The organism is Spirosoma gilvum (assembly GCF_054776815.1).
Genome location: NZ_BAAHBH010000007.1, coordinates 421,604 through 444,202 on the forward strand (window position 1 = coordinate 421,604; position 22,599 = coordinate 444,202).

At 47.5% G+C, this 22,599-nt stretch carries 22 protein-coding genes and 2 rRNA genes; 21 read left to right on the forward strand and 3 right to left on the reverse strand.

Annotated features, from left to right (window positions below; translation table 11 throughout):
- Positions 1–60: 60 nt before the first annotated feature.
- On the forward strand, positions 61–1,077 hold the full coding sequence (locus ACYVFD_RS20410) for a GntR family transcriptional regulator (protein WP_461092350.1): 1,017 nt from the start codon (positions 61–63) through the stop codon (positions 1,075–1,077).
- Between the two features lie 82 nt (positions 1,078–1,159).
- Here ACYVFD_RS20410 and murQ read toward each other — a convergent pair whose 3' ends face one another.
- Positions 1,160–1,960, reverse strand: coding sequence for an N-acetylmuramic acid 6-phosphate etherase (murQ, locus tag ACYVFD_RS20415; protein ID WP_461092351.1), 801 nt, complete (start codon positions 1,958–1,960; stop codon positions 1,160–1,162).
- 125 nt (positions 1,961–2,085) lie between these two features.
- On the opposite strand from murQ, the gene ilvD reads away from it, so the two are divergent.
- The 20 genes from ilvD (at position 2,086) to ACYVFD_RS20515 (ending at position 22,113) form a co-directional block, all read left to right on the forward strand.
- A complete protein-coding gene (gene ilvD / locus ACYVFD_RS20420) occupies positions 2,086–3,786 on the forward strand; it encodes a dihydroxy-acid dehydratase (RefSeq protein WP_461092352.1) in 1,701 nt (566 codons plus the stop codon).
- A gap of 53 nt (positions 3,787–3,839) precedes the next feature.
- Complete coding sequence (locus ACYVFD_RS20425; RefSeq protein WP_461092353.1) at positions 3,840–4,091, forward strand: hypothetical protein; 252 nt, start codon at positions 3,840–3,842, stop codon at positions 4,089–4,091.
- Positions 4,070–4,456: a type II toxin-antitoxin system VapC family toxin gene (locus ACYVFD_RS20430; RefSeq protein WP_461092354.1), complete on the forward strand. Its 387-nt coding sequence runs from the start codon at positions 4,070–4,072 to the stop codon at positions 4,454–4,456. The genes ACYVFD_RS20425 and ACYVFD_RS20430 overlap by 22 nt, the downstream gene beginning before the upstream one ends.
- Positions 4,457–4,509: 53 nt before the next feature.
- Positions 4,510–6,255, forward strand: a complete 1,746-nt coding sequence (gene ilvB / locus ACYVFD_RS20435) for a biosynthetic-type acetolactate synthase large subunit (RefSeq protein WP_461092355.1) — start codon at positions 4,510–4,512, stop codon at positions 6,253–6,255.
- 37 nt (positions 6,256–6,292) lie between these two features.
- Entirely contained in the window at positions 6,293–6,724 is a 432-nt protein-coding gene (locus ACYVFD_RS20440) for a four helix bundle protein (RefSeq protein ID WP_461092356.1), read from the forward strand.
- A gap of 3 nt (positions 6,725–6,727) precedes the next feature.
- Complete coding sequence (gene ilvN, locus ACYVFD_RS20445) at positions 6,728–7,261, forward strand: acetolactate synthase small subunit (RefSeq protein ID WP_461092357.1); 534 nt, start codon at positions 6,728–6,730, stop codon at positions 7,259–7,261.
- Between the two features lie 76 nt (positions 7,262–7,337).
- Positions 7,338–8,381: a ketol-acid reductoisomerase gene (ilvC, locus tag ACYVFD_RS20450; RefSeq protein ID WP_461092358.1), complete on the forward strand. Its 1,044-nt coding sequence runs from the start codon at positions 7,338–7,340 to the stop codon at positions 8,379–8,381.
- A gap of 186 nt (positions 8,382–8,567) precedes the next feature.
- Positions 8,568–9,161 (forward strand): dihydrofolate reductase family protein, encoded by a 594-nt coding sequence (locus ACYVFD_RS20455; protein WP_461092359.1) that lies wholly within the window; start codon positions 8,568–8,570, stop codon positions 9,159–9,161.
- A 97-nt stretch (positions 9,162–9,258) separates the two neighbouring features.
- Positions 9,259–10,524 (forward strand): threonine ammonia-lyase, encoded by a 1,266-nt coding sequence (ilvA, locus tag ACYVFD_RS20460; protein ID WP_461092360.1) that lies wholly within the window; start codon positions 9,259–9,261, stop codon positions 10,522–10,524.
- A 13-nt stretch (positions 10,525–10,537) separates the two neighbouring features.
- Positions 10,538–10,774, forward strand: coding sequence for a DUF433 domain-containing protein (locus ACYVFD_RS20465; RefSeq protein WP_461092361.1), 237 nt, complete (start codon positions 10,538–10,540; stop codon positions 10,772–10,774).
- The gene (locus ACYVFD_RS20470) at positions 10,774–11,160 is read left to right on the forward strand and encodes a DUF5615 family PIN-like protein (RefSeq protein WP_461092362.1); all 387 of its coding nucleotides are present in this window, start codon (positions 10,774–10,776) and stop codon (positions 11,158–11,160) included. The genes ACYVFD_RS20465 and ACYVFD_RS20470 overlap by 1 nt, the downstream gene beginning before the upstream one ends.
- 81 nt (positions 11,161–11,241) lie before the next feature.
- The gene (locus ACYVFD_RS20475; protein WP_461092363.1) at positions 11,242–12,111 is read left to right on the forward strand and encodes a helix-turn-helix transcriptional regulator; all 870 of its coding nucleotides are present in this window, start codon (positions 11,242–11,244) and stop codon (positions 12,109–12,111) included.
- A 91-nt stretch (positions 12,112–12,202) separates the two neighbouring features.
- Positions 12,203–14,221 (forward strand): M1 family metallopeptidase, encoded by a 2,019-nt coding sequence (locus tag ACYVFD_RS20480; RefSeq protein WP_461092364.1) that lies wholly within the window; start codon positions 12,203–12,205, stop codon positions 14,219–14,221.
- Positions 14,222–14,388: 167 nt separating this feature from the next.
- Positions 14,389–15,798: a 3-isopropylmalate dehydratase large subunit gene (leuC, locus tag ACYVFD_RS20485; RefSeq protein WP_461092365.1), complete on the forward strand. Its 1,410-nt coding sequence runs from the start codon at positions 14,389–14,391 to the stop codon at positions 15,796–15,798.
- A 104-nt stretch (positions 15,799–15,902) separates the two neighbouring features.
- Positions 15,903–16,499: a 3-isopropylmalate dehydratase small subunit gene (leuD, locus tag ACYVFD_RS20490; RefSeq protein ID WP_461092366.1), complete on the forward strand. Its 597-nt coding sequence runs from the start codon at positions 15,903–15,905 to the stop codon at positions 16,497–16,499.
- An 84-nt stretch (positions 16,500–16,583) separates the two neighbouring features.
- Positions 16,584–18,104, forward strand: a complete 1,521-nt coding sequence (locus tag ACYVFD_RS20495; RefSeq protein WP_461092367.1) for an alpha-isopropylmalate synthase regulatory domain-containing protein — start codon at positions 16,584–16,586, stop codon at positions 18,102–18,104.
- Between the two features lie 110 nt (positions 18,105–18,214).
- Positions 18,215–18,907 carry a class I SAM-dependent methyltransferase gene (locus ACYVFD_RS20500; RefSeq protein WP_461092368.1) on the forward strand — a complete coding sequence of 231 codons (693 nt, stop codon included), beginning with the start codon at positions 18,215–18,217 and terminating at the stop codon, positions 18,905–18,907.
- Between the two features lie 153 nt (positions 18,908–19,060).
- Entirely contained in the window at positions 19,061–20,131 is a 1,071-nt protein-coding gene (gene leuB / locus ACYVFD_RS20505; protein WP_461092369.1) for a 3-isopropylmalate dehydrogenase, read from the forward strand.
- A gap of 270 nt (positions 20,132–20,401) precedes the next feature.
- Complete coding sequence (locus tag ACYVFD_RS20510) at positions 20,402–21,541, forward strand: 2-isopropylmalate synthase (protein ID WP_461092370.1); 1,140 nt, start codon at positions 20,402–20,404, stop codon at positions 21,539–21,541.
- Between the two features lie 110 nt (positions 21,542–21,651).
- Entirely contained in the window at positions 21,652–22,113 is a 462-nt protein-coding gene (locus ACYVFD_RS20515; protein WP_461092371.1) for a hypothetical protein, read from the forward strand.
- Between the two features lie 87 nt (positions 22,114–22,200).
- Here the strand turns inward: ACYVFD_RS20515 and rrf are convergent.
- A 5S ribosomal RNA gene (gene rrf / locus ACYVFD_RS20520) occupies positions 22,201–22,312 on the reverse strand.
- A gap of 149 nt (positions 22,313–22,461) precedes the next feature.
- A 23S ribosomal RNA gene (locus ACYVFD_RS20525) occupies positions 22,462–22,599 on the reverse strand; the annotation flags it as partial.

The following is a 22,599-nucleotide window of genomic DNA, read 5'->3' on the forward strand; positions in this document are numbered from 1 at the left end:
TTCTGTACATCCCTAAAGGTAAGTTTACAGTTGATGCTGTCTGGAAATCTGTTATCAGAGATGCTTGATCACATTCGAATCAATGATTATTCGAATACCCCGAAATACCAGCAGATTTACAATTCAATCGTAGAGGGTATTGAAAATCGGGATATTCTACCGGGCGACAAATTGCCGTCAATTCATGAGCTATGTGCATCTTTTGATGTGTCGAAGGGTACGATTGAGCGAGCTTATGAACTGCTGAAAGAGAAAGAAATTATTGGTGGGGTAAAAGGCAAAGGGTTTTATATCAACTACACGCCAACGGGCAATAACCTGAAGATATTCCTATTATTTAATAAGTTAAGTGCGCATAAAAAGATCATCTACGATTCCTTTGTTGAGATGCTGGGGAACTCGGTAGCCATTGACTTCTTCATTTATAACAATGATTTTCGGCTGTTTCGGGATTTAATCCAGCGCCAGGCTCGCAATCACACGCATTATGTAATCATTGGGCATTTTTTCGACGGAGAAGAAAAAGCGGCTGAGTTGATCAATAGTTTACCCAAGCACAAACTAGTGATTCTGGACAAGCTGCTAGACGGCATAACAGGCAATTATGCGGCTGTCTTTCAGAATTTTGAGAAGGATCTTTATCTAACGCTAATTGAAGCGCTCCCGTTATTAAGAAAGTATAGGACGATAAGTATCCTTATGCCTTCTTACACCTATCACCCCAAAGCGATACTAAACGGTTTCTATAAATTCTGTTATGAATACGGGTTTCAAACCAGGGTTATCCATGATATTCAGAACGAGCCTATAATACCTCAGCAAGCTTATATTAACCTAATGGAGGAAGACTTGGTCGAGCTGATTAAGAAGATAAAGCAGACAGCCTATGGAATCGGCCAGGAAGTAGGGATTCTGTCTTATAACGACACGCCACTTAAGGAGTTTCTTCTGGAAGGGATTACGGTAATTTCAACCGATTTCGCTCAGATGGGACGAACGGCCGCACAACTTATACTGAACGGTAGTCAGGAACACATCGAAAATCCCTTCCGCTTAATTGTGAGAAGATCATTGTAGCAATGAATAATGAACAATGGATAATGGCTAGATTGCTAATTATTCATTATCCATTGTTCATTATTCATTAAGAGCGGGCTTCTTACTGATGATAGCCGTTAATAGCTCCCCGAACATTGCCGAATTTTGCCAACAAGGCTTCTGCTTCTTCGCGACCGACACTCAGTTCGCCCATGACCATACGAGCGGCCCGGTCCTGAAGCTTGATATTGGTTAGTTGCATGTCGACCATCTTGTTACCTTTCACCCGGCCCAGTCGAATCATTACAGCAGTCGAAAGCATATTGAGTACCAGTTTCTGAGCCGTGCCCGCTTTCATACGGGTACTTCCCGTTACAAACTCAGGCCCTACCACAACTTCAACCGGGTATTCAGCCGCTTTGGCCACTGCTGACCCTGCGTTACAGACAATACACCCTGTCAGCAGCCCCGCTTTCCTGGCGTCCTCCAATCCGCCTATAACATAGGGAGTTCGGCCTGAAGCCGCAATACCAATAACCGTATCCAGCTCGTCAGGGTGGTAAGGGGCTATATCCTTCCAGGCTTGCTCTGGGTCATCTTCAGCAAATTCTACAGCCTTGCGGATGGCTCCATCACCACCAGCGATCAGACCAACCACCAAATCGTGCGGAACGCCATAGGTGGGTGGACACTCCGACGCATCAACGACGCCTAAGCGACCGCTTGTACCGGCTCCGATATAAAAGAGCCGTCCACCCTCTTTCATACGTTTAGCCGTTTCGGTCACCAGCGCTTCAAGCTGAGGAATAGCTTTCTCTACAGCCAGCGGAACCGTTTGATCTTCCTTATTAATATTGACCAGCAAGTCGTGAACCGACATTTGCTCCAAATGGTCATAATGTGATGTGCTTTCAGTAGTCATACCTCAAATGTAACATGCACTCATTTTAACTGACAAATAATCACTTTTTTCTTGCCTTTTCGAAAAACATATTTTTTCTTTACAGCGTTATTACACCATCAGCGAAATTTCGCTAATCGCAAAGTATGCTTACCGAATCGACCCCTACACAACTGAATCGCTTTAGTCGTACCCTCACCCAGGAGATCAGTAACCCAGCCGCCAAAGCCATGCTCTATGGAGTCGGATTGACGGAAGACGATATGCAGAAACCCCAAATTGGTATTGCCAGTACGGGGTATGAGGGAAATACCTGCAACATGCACCTGAACGGCCTTTCGGTGTACGTCAAGCAAGGTATTCAGGCCAATGGGCTGGTCGGTCTTATTTTCAATACGATTGGCGTATCGGATGGCATGACCAATGGGAACGATGGCATGCAATATTCGCTTCCCAGCCGCGACCTCATTGCTGACTCGATTGAGTCGGTAGTAGCCGCTCAGTGGTATGATGGTGTAGTAACAGTGGTCGGTTGTGATAAAAACATGCCAGGCGCGGTAATGGCAATGGCCCGGCTCGACCGGCCCGGTATTATGGTGTATGGTGGCACGATTCGTTCGGGTCATTACAAGGGCCAGAAGCTCGATATTGTATCGGCCTTTGAAGCACTGGGCAAAAAATACGCAGGTAATATTTCCGACGAAGATTACGAAGGAGTGATTAAAAACTCCATTCCGGGTGCGGGTGCCTGTGGCGGTATGTATACGGCCAATACCATGGCTAGCAGCATTGAAGCGATGGGCCTGAGCCTGCCGTTCAGCAGTACGTATCCAGCCACGCACGAAGGCAAGCAGGAAGAGTGCAAGAAAATCGGTGCCGCTATGCGCTTGCTGCTCGAACGGAATATTACCCCGGCCGACATTATCAGTCGCAAATCGCTCGAAAACGCCCTGACCATTGTGATGGCGCTGGGTGGTTCGACCAATGCCGTCCTCCATTATTTAGCCATTGCGCGGGCAGCCGGTATTGAACTCACCCTCGACGAAATTCAGGCCATCAGCGACCGCACTCCGTTAATTGCCGATCTGAAGCCAAGTGGTAAATATTATATGGAGGATATGCTCGCGATTGGGGGCGTTCCGGCCGTAACAAAATACCTGTATCAGAATGGCTTTATTCATGGCGATTGTCTGACTGTAACCGGAAAGACGGTAGCCGAAAATCTGGAAGAAGCGCCTGATCTGAATTTTGAAACCCAGAAGATTGTGTTCCCACTGAGCCAACCCATCAAGCCAACCGGACACATTCAGATTTTGCGGGGTAACCTATCACCAACGGGAGCTGTGGCTAAAATTACGGGCAAAGAAGGCCTGAAATTTGAAGGCCCTGCAAAGGTTTGCGAACACGAGAGCGAAGTAATTGAAGCGCTGTCGAAAGGCGAAATTCTACCCGGTCAGGTGATTGTGATTCGGAATGCGGGACCCAAAGGAGGCCCCGGCATGAGCGAAATGCTGAAGCCGACCTCAGCCATTATGGGCGCTGGCCTTGGCGACAAAGTCGCCCTAATCACCGACGGCCGTTTCTCGGGCGGTACGCACGGGTTCGTCGTTGGTCACGTTACTCCCGAAGCTTACGAAGGCGGTCCTATTGCCCTTGTCCAGAACGGCGACCAGATCACCATCGATGCTACTACACGCGAACTGATTCTACACGTATCGGATGAAGAAATGGCGTATCGGAAGAGCGAATGGAAGCAACCTGCTCCCCGATTTACGAAAGGGGTGTTGGGCAAATACATTCGGAATGTAAAATCAGCGAGTGAAGGGTGCGTAACAGATGAAGCGTAGAAGTGGATAAATTGCTTTCATAAATCGTTATTCTACAAACAACAAACTAAGCCATGAACGTCATTGAACAGACTGTCGAACCTAAAAATGGGGCTGTTGACTTACACGTTGATGTCCCTTCTGATTGGGAAGGCTATGTACTGAAAGTAACAGTAGAGCGAACGGAAGCCAAAATTGAAAAGCCCAAAGGTCCAGGGCTAAGCCGGTTTGGAAAAAAATGGGCACATCTCCCACTTGAGCAACGGCTAGCTCTACAGAAAGAATTAGATGCTATGCGAAACGAATGGGAGAGACCTATCTTTTAGATACCTCAGCTTGTAGCAAATATATTCAGGGCTTGCTGAATGATCAGGCTACAGAGTTCATGAATACAGTAGTCGAAACAAGTAGTGTGTTATCCATTATAGCCAGAATTGAATTGTTAAGCTGGATTACTGGCAATAAGGAGTTAGATGAAGACATTCGTCAGTTTATCAGCGAATCGAATGTTGTTGATTTAACAGAATCTATTATCCTCCAGATGGTGCGACTTCGTCGCCACTACAAAAGCATAAAGTTGCCTGATGCAATCATTGCGGCTACAGCAATGGTTAATGACTGGACACTATTATCGACCAATGATAGTGACTTTACTAAGATTTCTGGCTTGCGGTATCGCAGCTTAAATTGATAAAACGGAGTAATACAACAAACTGAATACGACCTTAAACCGCTACAAGCGTCATGGAAGCTATCGCCAACGTCATACCGGAAACCATTGAAACCATTCCGGCCCCTACCTTCATCAACGGTTCGCATGCCCTCATGCAGGCACTTGTGGCAGAGGGTGTCGACACTATTTTCGGCTATCCTGGCGGAGCGATCATGCCCGTTTATGATGCCCTGTACGACTTTCAGGAGCGTATCAATCACATTCTGGTGCGCCACGAACAGGGGGCTGGTCATGCGGCCGAAGGGTATGCCCGTGTAACGGGTCGTGCCGGAGTTTGCCTGGTCACCTCCGGCCCGGGTGCCACCAACCTGGTTACGGCCATTGCCGACGCATTGATCGACTCGACCCCGATGGTTTGCATTGTTGGCCAGGTTGCGAAAAAACTGTTGGGTACAGATGCATTTCAGGAAGCGGATGTCATGGGGGTTACGATGCCCATTACCAAATGGAACTATCAGATTACTAATGCCGATGAAGTTCCTGAGGTTATTTCGAGAGCATTTTACATCGCCCAGTCGGGTCGGCCTGGCCCCGTATTGATCGACATTACCAAAAGCGCTCAGCTGGAGTTGATGACGAAGCCATTTTCGTATGAACGCTGTCAGAGCATCATTAGCTATAGACCCCGTCGCGTGCCGAAGCATGAACAACTGGAAGCCGCAGCCAAATTGATCAATAGTGCGAAGAAACCCTACATACTGGTTGGGCATGGCGTTCAGATTGCGAAAGCGGAAGATGAGCTTCGTGAGTTTGCCGAAAAAACAGGCATTCCGGTAGCGACTACCCTTCTGGGCCAGTCGACCATTTCCACTGATCATCCACTGTATGTAGGTTGGCTGGGTATGCATGGCAACTATGGCCCTAATGTGATGACCGATCAGGCCGATGTGATTATCGCGATTGGCATGCGTTTCGACGATCGCGTAACGGGTGATGCCAGCAAATACATCAGGCAGGCGAAGGTTGTCCATATCGAAATTGATCCGGCCGAAATCGACAAAATCATCCGCGCCGATGCACCGGTGATTGGCGATGCCAAAGAATCTCTTAAAGCCTTAATTCCACTGGTTAATGCCAACGATCATACCATTTGGCGGAACGAGTTTCGGAAGTACGACGCCATTGAGAAGGAAACCATCACACTGCCTGAATTGTCGAGTAAAGATGGTAAAATCAGAATGGCAGAAGTAATCGATATGCTCTCCCAAAAGACAAAGGGCGAGTCAATTCTGGTTACCGATGTAGGCCAACATCAGATGATGGCTTCGCGCTATTATCAGTTCCGCCGTCCGAATAGCCTGGTCACATCGGGTGGGATGGGAACAATGGGTTTTGCGCTTCCGGCTGCTTTTGGTGCGCAGGTGGGAGCCCCTGACCGTCAGGTAGTAGCTATCATTGGTGATGGTTGCTTCCAGATGACACTACAGGAGTTGGGAACCATCGTCCAGAACAAGCAGCCTGTAAAAGCAATCATTCTGAACAACAATTTCCTGGGTATGGTCCGTCAGTGGCAGCAATTGTTTCACGAACGCCGGTATTCGTTTGTGGAATTACAAAACCCTGATTTCATTACGATTGCTAAAGGGTTCGGGATGGCTGGTCACACTTGTACGGATCGCGATGACCTGTCCGTTGCGCTCGATACGATGCTGAATTTCGATGGCCCGTATCTGCTGGAAGTCATTGTCGAGAAAGAAGAAAATGTATTCCCAATGGTACCCGCAGGTGCCAGTGTAGCGCAAATCAGATTACGTTAAGTTTTCTGTTTACAGTTTTCTGTCTTCTGTTTTTAGTATGGCTACCATTCACCGTTTTGAAGACTTAAACGCTTGGAAAAAGGCTCGCCAATTGTATAAACTGGTTCTTGAGCTTACTAACAAAAAGCCATTTCAGAGCGACTACGACTTATCTCGGCAGATTCGACGGGCTAGTGGCTCAGTAATGGACAATATTGCAGAAGGTTTTGGTAGAGGTAGCCGTGGCGAGTTTGTGCAATTTTTAGGAGTGGCCAAAGGATCAGTAACAGAAGTAAAATCTCAACTGTACAGAGCCCTGGACAGTGAGCACTTATCAGAGGAATTATTTCAAAAAAGTTATGAGCAAGCTGACGAGGTAGCTAAAATTATAGATGGTCTTATAAACTATCTCCTTAAGACTGATTTAAAAGGACGAAGACATCAGCGCGGAAACACAACAGAAGACAGTAAACTGCAAACAGAAAACTGATCTATGACAACATACACCATCTGCATATTTACGGAAAATACCATCGGGCTGCTGAACCGGATCACGATCATTTTTACGCGCCGACGAATCAACATCGAAAGCCTGACCGTGTCCGAAACCGAGCGCAAAGGCGTATCGCGTTTCACGATTGTTATTAAGCATGAATCGCGTGAAGAGGTCGAAAAACTCGTCCGGCAGATTCGTAAGATTGTTGAGGTACTAGCTGTATTCGGTTATCTCAACGACGAGATCGTTTATAATGAAATTGCGCTGTTCAAAATTTCAACCGGATTGGGCAGCAAACCGCTCGATGTCGACACCATCAATCAGCAATACAAAGCCTGGGTCGTCTATTGGGGCCTGGATTATGTAGTAATTGAGAAGACGGGCAACGACACCGAGATTTTTGATTTTTTCAATTACATCAAGCGACACGAAATCCTGGAGTTTGTTCGCTCGGGCCGTGTAGCCGTTGGCAAAACCGAGAAGGGACTTGTTGAATACCTTCCCGAAGCCGAATGGGCCTATTATCTATAAATACAGTCATTCCCAACCAGAATGACACTAACCAAAAGAGTAACCCCCAAAATCAGAGTACAAAACCAATTAAACAATGGCAACGATTAATTTCGGAGGAGTTGAGGAGCAAGTAGTGACACGGGAAGAGTTCCCGCTGGAAAAAGCCCGCGAGGTGCTGGCAAATGAAGTGATCGCCGTGATTGGCTATGGCGTACAAGGCCCAGGTCAGTCGCTGAACATGCGCGACAATGGTTTCAACGTGATTGTTGGCCAACGGAAAGGCAAAACCTACGACAAGGCAGTAGCCGATGGCTGGGTTCCGGGCGAAACACTGTTTGAAATCGAAGAAGCCCTCGAAAAAGGCACTATTATCTGCTTCCTGCTTTCCGATGCAGCACAGATTGAACTTTGGCCAACTGTAAAAGCCGCTCTTAAACCCGGCAAATCGCTGTATTTCTCGCACGGCTTTGGTGTAACCTACAAAGAGAAAACCGGCATTGTTCCACCAGCCGATGTTGACGTATTCCTCGTGGCTCCAAAAGGATCAGGTACATCGCTGCGTCGTCTGTTCGTAGAAGGTAAAGGTCTGAACTCATCGTTCGCTGTTTACCAGGATGCATCGGGTAATGCCCGTACCAAAGCGATTGCTATGGGTATTGGCGTTGGCTCAGGCTATCTGTTCGAAACCGATTTTTACAAAGAAGTAACCTCCGACCTGACCGGCGAACGTGGTACGCTGATGGGTGCCATTCAGGGCATTTTTGCGGCTCAATATGAAGTGCTGCGTGCGAATGGCCATAGCCCATCGGAAGCCTTTAACGAAACCGTAGAAGAGCTGACCCAATCGCTGATGCCGCTGGTAGCTGAAAACGGTATGGACTGGATGTATGCCAACTGCTCGACAACAGCCCAACGGGGTGCCCTCGACTGGTGGAAGCCTTTCCGTGATGCTACCAAGCCGGTGTTTGAGCAATTATATAACTCCGTAAAAACGCAGGAACAAGCCGAAATTAGCATTACCCGTAACTCACAACCCGACTACCGCGAGAAACTCGAAGTAGAACTGGCCGAGCTGCGTGAATCAGAAATGTGGCAGGCTGGTGCTGCCGTACGTTCGCTGCGTCCTGAGCGGAGCTAACGTATAGTCTACATGGCTTATTGTATCGGGTAGGGCAGGTAATCAAACCAGCTCTACCCGATATTGCATTTATACAAGTACAGGAATTTCTGCTTGTCGTATTAGGCCTCTACGATTGCCGCATTTATACCATCATCAACAGACGTTATTAGCGAACTTTGTTCTATAACAAAACCAATTTGTAAGATGAGAAAAATCACTGTGCTCTCTATGATCACATTAGATGGTGTGATGCAGGCCCCCGGCGGCCCCGACGAAGATTTATCAGGTGGTTTCAGCTATGGCGGCTGGGTTGCACCATATGATGACGAAGTTTCCAGAAAGGTAATGGAGAAATTGCTGAAACCTGCCGATATCCTTCTGGGTAGAAAAACATTTGAGATTTGGGAAAACTATTGGCCCGAACATGCCGACTATTGGCCAGGCATCAATGACGTCACAAAATATGTTATGTCCCGGAGCAGAAACCAGTCAGACTGGAACAACTCAGTTTTTCTCAACAGTCTGACAGATATCGAAAAACTCCGGAATACTACAGGTTCAGCTATTCAAGTATGGGGTAGCAGCGAGCTTATCCAACTGCTGCTGACTAATGACTTGGTCGATGAACTCTGGATCATGATTCATCCATTGACGCTTGGCGAAGGCAAAAAGTTGTTTACGAAGGGGGCCATTCCGGCAGCATTTACATTAGTAGAAAGTATCGCTACGCCAAGTGGGGTTATTATCGCCAATTATAAGCGGGCTGGTGAAGTCAAAACTGGTACTGTTGGGGCATAATTGAACTAATGCCGATTCGCCACTTCAGAATGCTCAATGAATCCTGTAAATTCGTTGCGTCAATACACTGAACTCAACTTATTTTTCAACGCTCATTGTGCATAATTCATTAGACGAAGTGACCTTCCCCGACCTCGATACTATTTACCTGGCTGCCAAACGGCTCCAGGGAGTAGCGGTTCATACGCCTTTACAGGAAAATATCAACCTCTCAGATCGATACGGAGCTAGTATTTTCCTTAAACGGGAAGATTTGCAGGTTGTCCGATCGTATAAGATTCGGGGCGCGTATAATAAGATGGCGAGCTTACCGACCGAAGCACTTGAGAAAGGCGTTGTATGCGCTAGTGCCGGTAATCACGCGCAGGGACTTGCCTATGCCTGCCGAAAAATGGCCGTTCGTGGCACCATCTTCATGCCCACCACAACCCCAAATCAGAAAATAAAGCAGGTAAAATTGTTTGGTAAGGAGTTCGTAGAAGTGGTTTTGGTTGGCGATACCTACGATGACGCATTTTATGCCGCCATGGAGTTTGTCAAAACGCACGATAGCACCTTCGTTCATCCGTTCGACGACGTGCTGGTCATGGAAGGTCAGGGAACGGTCGGGTTGGAAATCTTCAAAGATTCTAACGTCAAGATCGATTACCTGTTGATGGCCATTGGTGGAGGAGGTCTGGCAGCGGGTGTATCGACGGTATTTAAGCAGCTTAGTCCAAAAACGAAGTTGATTGGTGTGGAGCCGCTTGGGTCGCCTTCCATGAAAGTATCGATCGAAGAAGGGCATGTCATCGCGCTCGACAAGATTGATAAGTTTGTGGATGGGGCTGCCGTCAAGCGTCCGGGTGATATAACCTTCGAAGTTTGCCGCAAAAACCTTGATCGCGTACTGCTTGTCCCGGAAGGGAAAGTATGTACCACCATCATGAAACTGTATGATGAAGACGCCATTGTTGCCGAACCGGCTGGTGCTCTCACCATTGCCGCGCTGGACATGATTAAGGACGAAATCCGGGGCAAAAACGTAGTCTGTTTGGTTAGCGGTGGCAATAACGACATCACCCGTACCGAAGAGATCAAGGAACGGTCACTATTATACGAAGGACTGAAACATTACTTCATCATCCGGTTTCCACAACGCGCCGGTGCCTTCCGCGATTTTCTCAACGTACTTGGCCCCGAGGATGACATCAGTCGCTTTGAATACACCAAGAAAACCAACCGGGAAACCGGCCCCGCCGTTGTCGGTATTGAATTGAAACACCGCGAAGACTTTGAGCCCCTTATTCAGCGCATGGAGGCCCAAAACATCGTATACGAATACCTGAATGACCAACCCGACCTGTTTCAATTTCTGGTATAAATTAGTAAGAGTCATGACAAACTATCAGTTTATCACCGCTACGCCGGGTATCTTGGGAGGAAAACCCTGCATAAAGGGAACTCGTATTAGCATAGAGTTAATTTTGGAAACGATAGCCAATGGAGCTTCCATATCAGACATCGTTAGGGAGTTCCCTCACCTTTCAACTGAAGCGGTTCAGGAGGCAATTCGTTTTGCAATCGATGGAATTAGAAATGAACGCATAATCGATATTGATTTAGCAGCTTAATGAGCGTATTCGATTTTGCGTTGATTGCCGACGAAAATATTAACCCAAGGCTTGTTTCATTTTTGAAAGAGAGCGGATTTGACATTGTTCATGTTAACGATGTTAATTTAGGAAATACGGCGGACCACATTATTTTAAGTTATGCCTATTTGAATTATCGAGTAGTTTTAACGCTCGATGATGATTTTGGGGCACTGGTTTTTAAAAACAAGCAACCCTTTGTTGGTATTATTAGACTTAATCCTGGCCATTTAACTGGCGACTTTCATATACCAACATTAAAGGCAATCCTTTCGTCCGATCTGGATTATCAACCGCCTTTTTTACTGGTTGCGGAGAAACGAAGCGATCACATTCATATCCGGTATAGATCCTATGCATCCTGAAACTACCGACAATTAACTGATAATCAGACAATTTACCAACTTAATACACAACCCGACCTGTTTCAGTTTCTGGTGTAATTCATGCTTCGCGTCCCCTCGTCCATACAGCCCAATCAGTTTCAGGCGTTGAATATTCAGCGGCCCGACGGTTCTGAAATGACGTTTGTAGCCTATCGAAGCGACGTATATCCTGAACGGAACGAGGTATTTTTTGAAGAACACGCTGTGATTGTGGTTCTGGAAGGCGAAAAGAAATTTAGTTCGCCTACGCAGGAACTTCATGTCATAAAAGGCGACATTTTGTTTTTTCAGCGGGGCTGCTACTCCATGAACGAGTCCATCGACAACAGTTATCGGAGTCTGGTGTTCTTCGTCAATGAGAAATTATTGAAAGAGTTTGTCAGCCAGCATCTGGCCCTGTTCCAGCCTTCATCCACTACCCTGCCGACAGACCTTATTCTCTCGTTCACGTCATCACCAACATTCAGTACGTTCATCGATTCCTTGTTACCCTACTTTGGTGCCAAAACCCCTTTTCTCAACGAGTTATTACGACTGAAGTTTCAGGAATTGCTCTTGCATTTGCTCGAACTCGATAAAACCAAGCAGTTACGATCAATTCTGCTGCATATCTATCAGGGGCAAAAAACCGATCTGGATTATCTGATGAGCACCTATCTCCTCAAACCACTGGCAATGAATGAATTAGCACGGCTGTCCGGCCGCAGCTTATCCGCGTTCAAGCGTGATTTTGAGGAGCATTTTCATACGTCGCCAGGGCATTGGATACGTCAGAAGCGTCTTGAGCATGCGCATTTTCTGATCCGAAACACGGACAAAAACGTATCAGAAGTTAGTATGGAAATTGGGTATGAAAGCGTTTCACATTTCATCAAAGCCTTTAAAAATCAATTTGGTTTTACGCCTAAACAAGGCCAACCTATCCTATAAAGTTTTCACAAAACCGGAGCTGTTGGTATTCCGATAACCAGTACCGGGTTAGTCATCTATAGGTAGCAATAATATGAACAGTTCATCACTCATGAGCACGCGATTCAGCATCCTTATCCTACTGGTAATCAATACAGTTGCATCGGCTCAACAAGTAAATCCATCGATCCGCAAAACGGTTGAAACGACAAAGCGTTCGATTCGGCTCGATGTTCCAATGACCAACTCCATCCGCAACGCATTCAGAGCGGGTACGCGTGATTTTTCGGGTAGACCGGGGCTCAATTACTGGCAATTAGAAGCCGATTATACCATAAAGGTAAGTCTCGATCCGTCCACCCAAACAATCACCGGGTCAGAAAAAATCAGCATGCATAATAACAGCAAGGACGATCTGAAGACAATCGTTTTGCGCCTTGATCATAACCTGTTTCGCCCGGAAGCTCAGCGTGGTTCATCGGTGCCAGCCGAAGCCACGGATGGGATGATCGTAACGAGCCTGAAAGTAGCTGGCCAGGCAGTAGATCTTACGGCACCCGCTCCCCTGATAACAGGACGTAATACCAGTGGCGGTACGAATGCCGTAACAAAAATGACCGTCTCCGGGCTTACTCAGACAATAGCCACAATCAATCTGGTTGATCCGGTTAAAGCAGGAACAACGGTTGAATTGGAAATTGACTGGCATACCAAACTTCCTGGCGGCCCAAATGGACGGGGTCACCGCATGACGCAACGATTTGACAGTAAGCTGTTTCAACCCACACAATGGTACCCACGTCTGGGCAAATATGATGATCTTCTTGCCTGGGAGACAAGCCCTTACCTCGGCCCTTCAGAGTTCTATAATAACTTCGGTAAATTTGACGTGTCCATAACCGTACCTGGTGGATGGATTGTCAGTGGTACAGGTCTGCTTCAAAATCCGAACGAGGTGCTGACCGAAATGGCCCGGAAACGCCTTGCTACGGTGCTTAACTCATCGAATGAAGTAACCATTGTGAGTGAGACAGAAAAAGGCCCTGGTCAAGCAACGGCACCGGGCGACAAACTCACCTGGCACTTTGTGGCCGACAAGGTTAATGACTTTGCCTGGGCAACGGCCGAAAATTTTGTCTGGAAAGCAACCCGTGCTACCATTCCTGGCAAAGGCTCCGTTCCGATTCATATGGTTTACCTGCCCGAACGAGCCAAACTCTTCGAAAAGGCTGGCCTGCTTTCTCGTCATGCGCTCGAATTTTATTCTAGCCTTTGGGCGCCTTATCCATTTCCTCAATTGACCTTACAGGATGGCCCAAGTGCAGGCATGGAATATCCAATGGTCATTAACTCGAATCAGGGAGCTGCCGATCACGAAACCGGACACCAGTGGTGGCCCATGATGCTGGGCACGAACGAGACGCGTTACGGCTGGATGGATGAAGGCTTCAACCAGTATATGAATATTCTCTCAGCTGCCGACAGAGAGGGTAAGCCGTATAATCTGGATGGTCTGGGACAAAGCTATGGTCGAATGAGTGGTGACGAAAACGAAGCACCTATGATGTGGAGTGCCAACGATGCCGGTAGCGGATACAGGTTTCAAACCTATGGCAAAGCTCCGTTGATGCTTTCCATGCTGGGTGGAATTGTCGGCGATAAGGCGGTGATAAACGCTATGAAAAAATATACGACAGCCTGGGCCTTCAAACATCCGTCGCCCTGGGATTATATCTTCTTCATGAACAATGAGTTAGGCCAAAATCTGGAATGGTTCTGGTATTACTGGCTATGGACAACAGAAACTGTTGAAGGATCGATTCAGGCCGTGAAAACGGCAAATGGCCAAACAACAGTAACGGTTCATCAGGCAGGACAGATGCCGTCGCCGGTTGTGCTGAGGGTTGAGTTTGCAACAGAAGGACCCGCCATTAAAACAGTGCCGAACGCAAAAATGATTGATGCAACTACCGCCGAAGTTACATGGCCTGCATCGGTCTGGTTCGACGGCAACCGTACCTTTAATGCGGTCATGAACTTTGGCGAACGCAAAATCAACAAGATAACGTTCGATCCGCATGGCCGCTTTCCAGACGCAAATCCTGCCGATAATAGTTGGCCACGGGAGTAGTCCTAAAATACAGTTTTACACCCAAAATAACACCCTGAGCTAAAATCGCTATTTACTGGACGAATGGCGGGATGTACCATTGCATTGAATATATCAATTTTGTAATCACCTTTCTCTGCTAAATCGACACCAGAGAAAAGCCTATAGAAAAGTTATCCTCTACAACTATGAGTACCCCAAAGACCCTGTTTGATAAAGTCTGGGATGCGCACGTCATTCGGCACGTTGAAGACGGCCCCGATGTGTTGTTTATCGACCGTCACTTTATTCACGAAGTTACTAGCCCGGTGGCGTTTCTTGGCCTTGAAGGTCGGGGCGCATCGGTATTGTTTTCTGGCCGTACGTTCGCTACCGCCGATCACAACACGCCAACCTTAAATCAGCATCTACCCGTAGCTGATCCGCTTTCGGCCAATCAGTTAGCGGCTCTGGAACGGAATGCCAACAAATACGGCATTTCGCACTGGGGTCTGGGCCACCAAAAAAACGGTATCGTTCACGTTGTGGGCCCCGAAAATGGTATTACCCTGCCCGGCATGACCATCGTTTGTGGCGACTCGCATACCTCTACGCACGGTGCGTTTGGTGCGATTGCGTTCGGTATCGGTACGTCGGAGGTCGAAATGGTACTGGCGTCGCAGTGCATCATGCAGCCCAAGCCCAAGAAAATGCGGATCAGCGTAAATGGCACATTGGGCAAAGCCGTACTACCGAAAGACGTCATTCTTTACATCATTTCTCAAATTTCGGCAAGTGGTGCTACGGGCTACTTCGTCGAATATGCGGGTGATGTATTTGAGAATATGAGCATGGAAGGCCGCATGACGGTTTGTAACATGAGCATCGAAATGGGAGCTCGGGGTGGTATGATTGCGCCTGACCAGGCTACGCTCAACTATCTGAATGGCCGTGAACTGGCACCCAAAGGTGAAGCCTGGGACAAGCTGGTTCCGTACTGGGAGTCGCTTAAGACCGATGAAGGCGCCACGTTCGACATCGACCTGACCTTTGATGCAGCCAACATTGAGCCGCAGATTACCTACGGTACAAACCCTGGCTTAGGCACGGGCGTTACACACCAGATTCCATTGGCCGGAGCTGTAAAAGACGGAGCCGCCAGCTACAAAAAGTCGTTGCAATACATGGGCTTTGCCGAAAACGAATCCATGATCGGTAAACCCATCGATTTCGTATTCCTCGGAAGCTGCACCAATGGACGGATCGAAGATTTCCGGGCCTTTGCATCGATTGTAAAAGGTCGGAAGAAAGCCGATAACGTAACGGCCTGGCTTGTGCCCGGTTCGCACATTGTTGAAGCACAGATTAAGGACGAAGGTCTTCTGGACATCCTGACCGATGCCGGTTTTCAGCTTCGCCAGCCGGGTTGTTCGGCTTGCCTGGCCATGAACGAAGACAAAATTCCGGCCGGTAAATACGCCGTTTCAACATCTAACCGAAACTTCGAAGGTCGCCAGGGACCGGGTGCCCGCACACTGCTAGCCAGCCCACTCGTTGCTGCCGCTGCCGCTGTAACTGGTGTTGTCACAGACCCAAGAATTTTAATTGATAATGAATAATGGTCAATGGATAATGGGTCTCGAAGCCGTCTTTAGCCTCAAGACCTGTCCATTCCTTACTCATCCATTCTACATTTTTCATTATACATTATCCATTTATCAAAATGGCTTACGATAAATTCACTATACTCCGTAGTACGGCCGTTCCGATGCCGATCGAGAACGTCGATACGGACCAGATCATCCCTGCCCGTTTCCTGAAAGCCACCGAGCGCAAAGGATTTGGCGACAACCTTTTCCGCGACTGGCGGTACAATAACGACGATACGCCCAAATCCGATTTTGTCCTCAACAACCCAACTTATTCAGGTAAGATTCTGATTGGTGGCAAAAACTTCGGGAGTGGTTCGAGCCGTGAGCACGCTGCCTGGGCTATTTACGATTACGGTTTCCGTTGCGTCGTATCAAGCTTCTTTGCCGACATTTTCAAGAATAACTGCCTTAACATCGGTATTCTGCCAGTTACGGTTAGTCCAGAGTTTGCCGATAAACTCTTTGCAGCCATCGAGGCCAATCCAAAAACGGAGATTGAAGTTAACCTGCCCGAGCAAACCATCACGCTGCTCTCGACTGGCGAAAGCGAAAGTTTTGCGATCAACGGCTATAAAAAGCACAACCTGATCAACGGTTACGACGACATTGATTATCTGCTTTCGATGAAGTCCGAAATCGCAACCTTCGCCGAAACGAGACCCTTTTAAAGAGCGAAAGAGCGAAAGAGTGAATGAGCGAAAAATGATGCGCTAGCCACTCTTTCGCTCATTCACTCTTTCGCTCTTTAAAGTATGAAACGTCGTTATATTGAAATCATGGACACGACACTGCGTGATGGTGAACAAACCAGCGGGGTGTCGTTTTCTGCGTCCGAAAAACTGGCTTTAGCCCAGTCGTTGCTGACCGAGGTTAAAGTCGATCGCGTTGAAGTGGCATCGGCACGAGTATCGGCCGGTGAACTGGAAGCTGTCCAGCAGATTACCCATTGGGCCGCCGGAGCAGGTTTGCTCGATAAGATTGAGGTACTGACGTTCGTCGATGGGCAAGCTTCGCTCGACTGGATGCTTGCGTCGGGCGCAAAGGTGATGAATCTGCTGACCAAAGGGTCGATGAATCACCTCACCCACCAGTTGAAGAAAACACCCGCCGAACATTTTAATGATATTCAGCAGGTCATCGACCTGGCGCAGCAATCGGGGTTGCAGGTCAATGTATACCTGGAAGACTGGAGCAACGGTATGCGTAACTCGCCCGACTATGTGCTTCAGTTTCTGGATTTTCTGCAAACGCAGCCTGTTCGCCGTATTCTGCTTCCCGATACGCTGGGTGTATTGACTCCTGCCGAGACCTTTACGTTTATCAGCCAGCTCGTCAACCGTTATCCAGCACTGCATTTCGATTTTCACGCCCATAACGACTATGACCTCAGCATCGCTAATGTGATGGAGGCCATTCGGGCGGGTGCCCATGGACTACACCTGACCGTGAATGGATTGGGCGAACGCGCTGGTAATGCGCCTATGGCCAGTGCGATTGCCGTTTTGCGCGATTTCATGCCCGACATTCGAACCGGCGTGGTCGAAAAATCGCTGTATCAGGTCAGCAAGCTTGTCGAAACGTTTTCGGGGCTTCGGATTCCCGACAATAAGCCGGTTGTTGGCGATAACGTATTCACACAAACCGCTGGTATTCATGCCGACGGCGACAAAAAGAACAACCTGTATTTCAACACGTTGCTTCCCGAGCGTTTCGGCCGTCAACGAAGTTATGCTTTGGGTAAAATGTCGGGGAAGGCCAACATTGAAAATAACCTGCGCGATTTGGGCATTTACTTATCAGATGATGAGTTGAAAAAAGTAACCCAGCGCGTTATTGAGTTAGGCGACCAGAAAGCAGCCATCACGCGCGAAGACCTGCCCTATATTATTGCCGACGTACTTCAACAAAATACAGCCGTAGCTCGTGTTGAAGTGCTGAATTACTCGCTGACCAAATCGAAAGGACTAAAACCATCAGCAACCATTCAGGTACGGATTGATCATGAGCAATTTGAAGAGAACGCTCAGGGCGACGGTCAATACGATGCCTTTATGAACGCCCTGAAAAAAATCTATAAGCGTAAAGAACTGATTTTCCCGGAATTGGTCGATTATGCCGTACGAATTCCGACAGGTGGCCATACCGATGCGCTTTGTGAGACCATTATTACCTGGAAAGTCAAAAATCGCGAGTTTAAAACCCGTGGTCTCGATTCCGACCAAACGGTATCGGCCATTAAAGCCACGCAAAAAATGCTAAATACGCTGGACTAAGTCTGACCGTCTGATAAGCGTAACATCTCAACTTGTACAAATGCCAATTCCTTTAATAAATTCGTGTTTAGTATTACAGAAAAACCGTAATCCCACGTCAATCGTCCTTTATGAGTCAGGCAAAACAGACGGCCGAAAAAGTAGAATATAATGGGTCAGACAATCTGGCCATTATGAGCCATGCTGTCAATTATAATAGTGGTCTGTACAGATGGGTAGCCCGCGACATTCGTCCCGGCGAAGCAGTTCTTGATTTTGGAGCTGGCAACGGCGAATACGCTAACCGTTTCCCAATCGGCAGTGTCGATGCCGCTGAAATCGATCCCGATCTGCTACCACTGATCAAACAACCTGTTTACACCGATATACGACAGCTTCCTAAAAAATATGATCTGATTTATACAATCAATGTACTCGAACACATTGAGCATCATGGCGACATGGTAAAGGAGTTATACTCCATACTCAAACCGGGCGGGCGTATTAAGGTCTTTGTTCCGGCCCGTCAGGAAATTTTCAGTAATATGGACGAGCATGTTGGCCATTACCGTCGCTACGATAAAAAGCTCGTGCGCCAGATTCTGGAAGATGCTGGCTTCCGGGTTACTGACTGCCGCTACTACGATTTTGCCGGCTACTTCATCTCACTAATCTACAAATGGATGGGTAAAGATGGTCGAATCACAAAAGAGTCTGTCGTTCTGTATGATCGGGTCATTTTCCCGGTAAGCCGTTTGTTCGATAAACTAACCATTGGCCAGGTCATTGGCAAAAACGTCATTGCCGAAGCTGTTAAGCCGTAGAAAAAAATGTCGTTCCGATTGGTATGACCAACAAAACATTGCATTCTCAATTAATGTAAATTCTTGAAAAGAGGATTGTGAAAGTAACTAGATCCTTCTGCTCCGACAGCCAGATTTGCTCTTTCACTCGTTCACTCTTTCACTCTTTAATCAATGAAAAAACACATCCTTGTAGTCCCCGGCGACGGCATTGGGGCCGAAGTCACCACCGTTGGTAAGCAGGTTCTGGAAATAATTGCTCAAAAGTTTGGGCACGAATTTACCTACGATGAAGCGCTGATTGGCCACGTCGCCATTGAAGCTACCGGCTCTCCGCTACCCGATGAAACCTTAACCAAAATGAAGGCTGCCGATGCCGTTCTGTTTGGCGCAGTAGGGCACCCTAAATACGACAACGACCCATCGGCTAAAGTACGGCCGGAGCAGGGTCTGTTAAAAATGCGTAAAGAGTTAGGGCTTTACGCCAACCTTCGCCCGATCAAGCTGTTTGACGAACTCCTCGACGCATCGAGCATTAAACCCGAAATTCTGCGAGGAGCCGATATTCTGTTCTTTCGTGAACTAACAGGCGATGTTTATTTTGGCAAACGCGAACGACTCGACGACGGCAATACGGCGTACGACACCATGATCTACAGCAAGTACGAAGTAGAACGTATCGTTCGGAAAGCGTTTGAAGCCGCTCGCACCCGTGGCAAAAAACTGTGCTCGGTTGATAAAGCCAACGTACTCGAAAGTAGTCGTTTATGGCGCGAAGTGGTGCAGGCACTTGCTCCTGAATACCCTGACGTAACGGTTGAACACCAGTTTATCGACGCTGCCGCTATGTTGCTCATCAAAGATCCAAAGCGGTTCGATGTAGTGGTAACTGGTAACTTATTCGGCGATATTCTGACAGATGAAGCCAGCCAGATTGCCGGTTCGATGGGCATGCTGGCTTCTGCATCGGTTGGCGATCTGACGGGTGTGTATGAGCCTATTCACGGCTCAGCTCACGATATTACGGGTAAAGGCGTAGCCAATCCATTGGCATCAGTACTTTCGGCCGCATTGCTACTAGATATATCATTTGGCTTGAAAGACGAAGCACAGGCCATAATTAATGCTGTTGATGCCGTTCTGAAAGCCGGTTATCGCACACGTGATATTGCCAATAGCGACACACCTGCCGACAAAATTCTGGGCACCGAAGCAATGGGAGAGCAGATTTTACAACGCTTATAAGCTGATACGCACAAGATTATACATGTTAAAAATTTTTCTTATAAACTTGTAACAATTCGAAAAACGGCTATTTTTGTAGCGTATTTACGCAATCAGCGAAATTTCGCAAATTAAAAATGGCAATACTCTCTACTAACCGACTGCAAAACCTAATCGTTTTCTAAGAGCGGAGAGAAGGATATATTTTGTAAAAAAAGCCCTTCCTCCGCAGGAATGGGCTTTTTTTGTCGGTAACAAACGAGTCAACATCCAATCAATTTATAGCGGACAATGAGCCAACGAGTTTATATTTTCGACACTACCCTGCGCGACGGCGAACAAGTGCCAGGCTGCCAGTTGACCACTGAAGAAAAAATCGTAGTTGCCAAAGAGCTGGAACGGCTCGGTGTTGATATTATTGAAGCGGGCTTCCCGATTTCCAGTCCTGGCGACTTCCGGTCCGTAGTCGAAATTTCAAAAGCCGTAACCGAACCTACGATATGTGCGCTAAGCCGAGCTGTAAAAGGCGATATCGACGCGGCTGGCGAAGCCCTAAAATGGGCAAAGCGTGGGCGTATTCATACTGGCATTGGCTCGTCGGACATTCATATTCGAAATAAATTTAATAGCACGCGCGAAAAGATTCTTGAACAGGCAGTAGCGGCTGTTAAACACGCTAAAAGCTACGTTGAAGATGTAGAATTTTATGCCGAAGACGCCGGTCGGGCCGATTTGGCATTTCTTGCGCAACTAACTCAGGCCGTTATTGGTGCAGGCGCAACGGTTGTAAATATCCCTGATACGACCGGTTATTGCCTCCCTGATGAATACGGGAAGAAAATTGCGTATATCTATGAGCATGTTTCCAATGTTCATCAGGCAACCATTTCCATTCACTGCCATAACGATCTGGGCTTAGCAACGGCCAATACACTAGCAGGTGTTATGAACGGCGCTCGTCAGGTAGAAGTTACAATCAATGGTATCGGCGAACGGGCGGGAAATACATCCCTTGAAGAAGTGGTGATGGCCATTAAGGTAAAGAAAGAATTAGGCTTGTACACCAATATTGATTCAACACGCCTTTATCCCGTCAGCAATCTGGTGTCGCAAATGATGCGTATGCCTGTTCAGGCGAATAAAGCCATTGTTGGCCGAAATGCGTTTGCTCACTCGTCGGGGATTCACCAGGACGGTTTCCTGAAACATTCAGAAAACTATGAAATCATGAATCCGCACGATGTAGGCGTTCCTAAATCGTCGATTGTTCTCACGGCACGATCGGGTCGTCATGCATTAAAGCACCGATTAGAGTTGCTCGGCTTCCGGTACGATAAACCAACACTCGACGGCATTTACTCCCGCTTTCTGGATATGGCCGATATTCGGAAAGAGGTAAACGATAAAGATTTGATGGAATTAGTTCGTTAATTGAAAAGCCCGTTTTGCGACGGGCTTTCTTTTTTGGTAAGAACAAATTTTCAAAACTGTCTGTTTTGCCAGCAAAGGATATAGAACCATCAACTTATAATCGTTTGCTTATGGCACGTCCAACGCCTGAACTTATTGAAGCTCTTCGCAGAACTGCAAACAACCTTAAGAAAGGTGCGCCTTACCAATGGGGACATATGGGAGGCTGTAACTGCGGCAATCTCGCCCAGGAACTGACTAAACTGAGTAAAGATCAAATTCATCGGTATGCGATGCAGCGGCATGGCGACTGGAATGAACAGGCTGAAGACTATTGCTCCACAAGCCAGATGCCTATTGATTTACTTATCAGCGAGATGCTAAACGCAGGGCTTACGCTGGAGGATCTGAAGCATTTAGAGCGGCTTGACGATCGGCAGATAGTAGGCCGATTCCCACTCGAGAAACGGTATTTAAAGCATAACGTTCGAGAAGATGTCATTGCTTACATGAACGCATGGGCGGACTTGCTGGAAGAACAGCTTCTAGCCAAAATAACTTTACCTGTTATCGAGCAAATAGAATTTGTCTGATCCGTTACAGGTGCTGCTTACCTACATTTTTCAGAAGGTCTTAAAACAGAAAAGGCCTGTCCGTCTGGACAGGCCTCCTGATTTCAAAGGTGGCACCTACCTACTCTCCCGCTTGTGACAGCAGTACCATCGGCAGTACGGGGCTTAACGGCTCTGTTCGGGATGGAAAGAGGTGTTCACCCGCCTTAACAGCACCAACCTATTGACTCTTTATGAGCACTCTGTTCACCAGAGTACCCTATATCCTTAATGTTTCAAAGACCCCACAGAAAGAGAATGGCCTTCATCAACCTTCGTTTCACACTACTAAGCGCAACAATCAACAACTTCCTTAATCACAAAACAAATTTGAACACGCATCCGGGGCCATTAGTACGGCTCAGCTCAACAGCTTTCACTGCCTACACCTGCCGCCTATCAACGTCGTCGTCTACAACACCCCTTGCTTGGAACACTCATCTTCAGGCCAGTTTCGCACTTAGATGC

Coding starts and splice junctions, on each gene's coding strand:
- ilvC (WP_461092358.1), top strand. CDS start 7,338: ATGGCAACGATTAATTTCGGAGGAGTTGAGGAGCAAGTAGTGACACGG.
- ilvN (WP_461092357.1), top strand. CDS start 6,728: ATGACAACATACACCATCTGCATATTTACGGAAAATACCATCGGGCTG.
- murQ (WP_461092351.1), bottom strand. CDS start 1,960: ATGACTACTGAAAGCACATCACATTATGACCATTTGGAGCAAATGTCG.
- ilvB (WP_461092355.1), top strand. CDS start 4,510: ATGGAAGCTATCGCCAACGTCATACCGGAAACCATTGAAACCATTCCG.
- leuC (WP_461092365.1), top strand. CDS start 14,389: ATGAGTACCCCAAAGACCCTGTTTGATAAAGTCTGGGATGCGCACGTC.
- leuB (WP_461092369.1), top strand. CDS start 19,061: ATGAAAAAACACATCCTTGTAGTCCCCGGCGACGGCATTGGGGCCGAA.
- ACYVFD_RS20500 (WP_461092368.1), top strand. CDS start 18,215: ATGAGTCAGGCAAAACAGACGGCCGAAAAAGTAGAATATAATGGGTCA.
- ACYVFD_RS20430 (WP_461092354.1), top strand. CDS start 4,070: ATGGGAGAGACCTATCTTTTAGATACCTCAGCTTGTAGCAAATATATT.
- ACYVFD_RS20480 (WP_461092364.1), top strand. CDS start 12,203: ATGAGCACGCGATTCAGCATCCTTATCCTACTGGTAATCAATACAGTT.
- leuD (WP_461092366.1), top strand. CDS start 15,903: ATGGCTTACGATAAATTCACTATACTCCGTAGTACGGCCGTTCCGATG.
- ACYVFD_RS20425 (WP_461092353.1), top strand. CDS start 3,840: ATGAACGTCATTGAACAGACTGTCGAACCTAAAAATGGGGCTGTTGAC.
- ACYVFD_RS20515 (WP_461092371.1), top strand. CDS start 21,652: ATGGCACGTCCAACGCCTGAACTTATTGAAGCTCTTCGCAGAACTGCA.
- ACYVFD_RS20455 (WP_461092359.1), top strand. CDS start 8,568: ATGAGAAAAATCACTGTGCTCTCTATGATCACATTAGATGGTGTGATG.
- ACYVFD_RS20475 (WP_461092363.1), top strand. CDS start 11,242: ATGCTTCGCGTCCCCTCGTCCATACAGCCCAATCAGTTTCAGGCGTTG.
- ACYVFD_RS20495 (WP_461092367.1), top strand. CDS start 16,584: ATGAAACGTCGTTATATTGAAATCATGGACACGACACTGCGTGATGGT.
- ilvD (WP_461092352.1), top strand. CDS start 2,086: ATGCTTACCGAATCGACCCCTACACAACTGAATCGCTTTAGTCGTACC.
- ACYVFD_RS20510 (WP_461092370.1), top strand. CDS start 20,402: ATGAGCCAACGAGTTTATATTTTCGACACTACCCTGCGCGACGGCGAA.
- ACYVFD_RS20440 (WP_461092356.1), top strand. CDS start 6,293: ATGGCTACCATTCACCGTTTTGAAGACTTAAACGCTTGGAAAAAGGCT.
- ACYVFD_RS20465 (WP_461092361.1), top strand. CDS start 10,538: ATGACAAACTATCAGTTTATCACCGCTACGCCGGGTATCTTGGGAGGA.
- ACYVFD_RS20410 (WP_461092350.1), top strand. CDS start 61: ATGCTTGATCACATTCGAATCAATGATTATTCGAATACCCCGAAATAC.
- ACYVFD_RS20470 (WP_461092362.1), top strand. CDS start 10,774: ATGAGCGTATTCGATTTTGCGTTGATTGCCGACGAAAATATTAACCCA.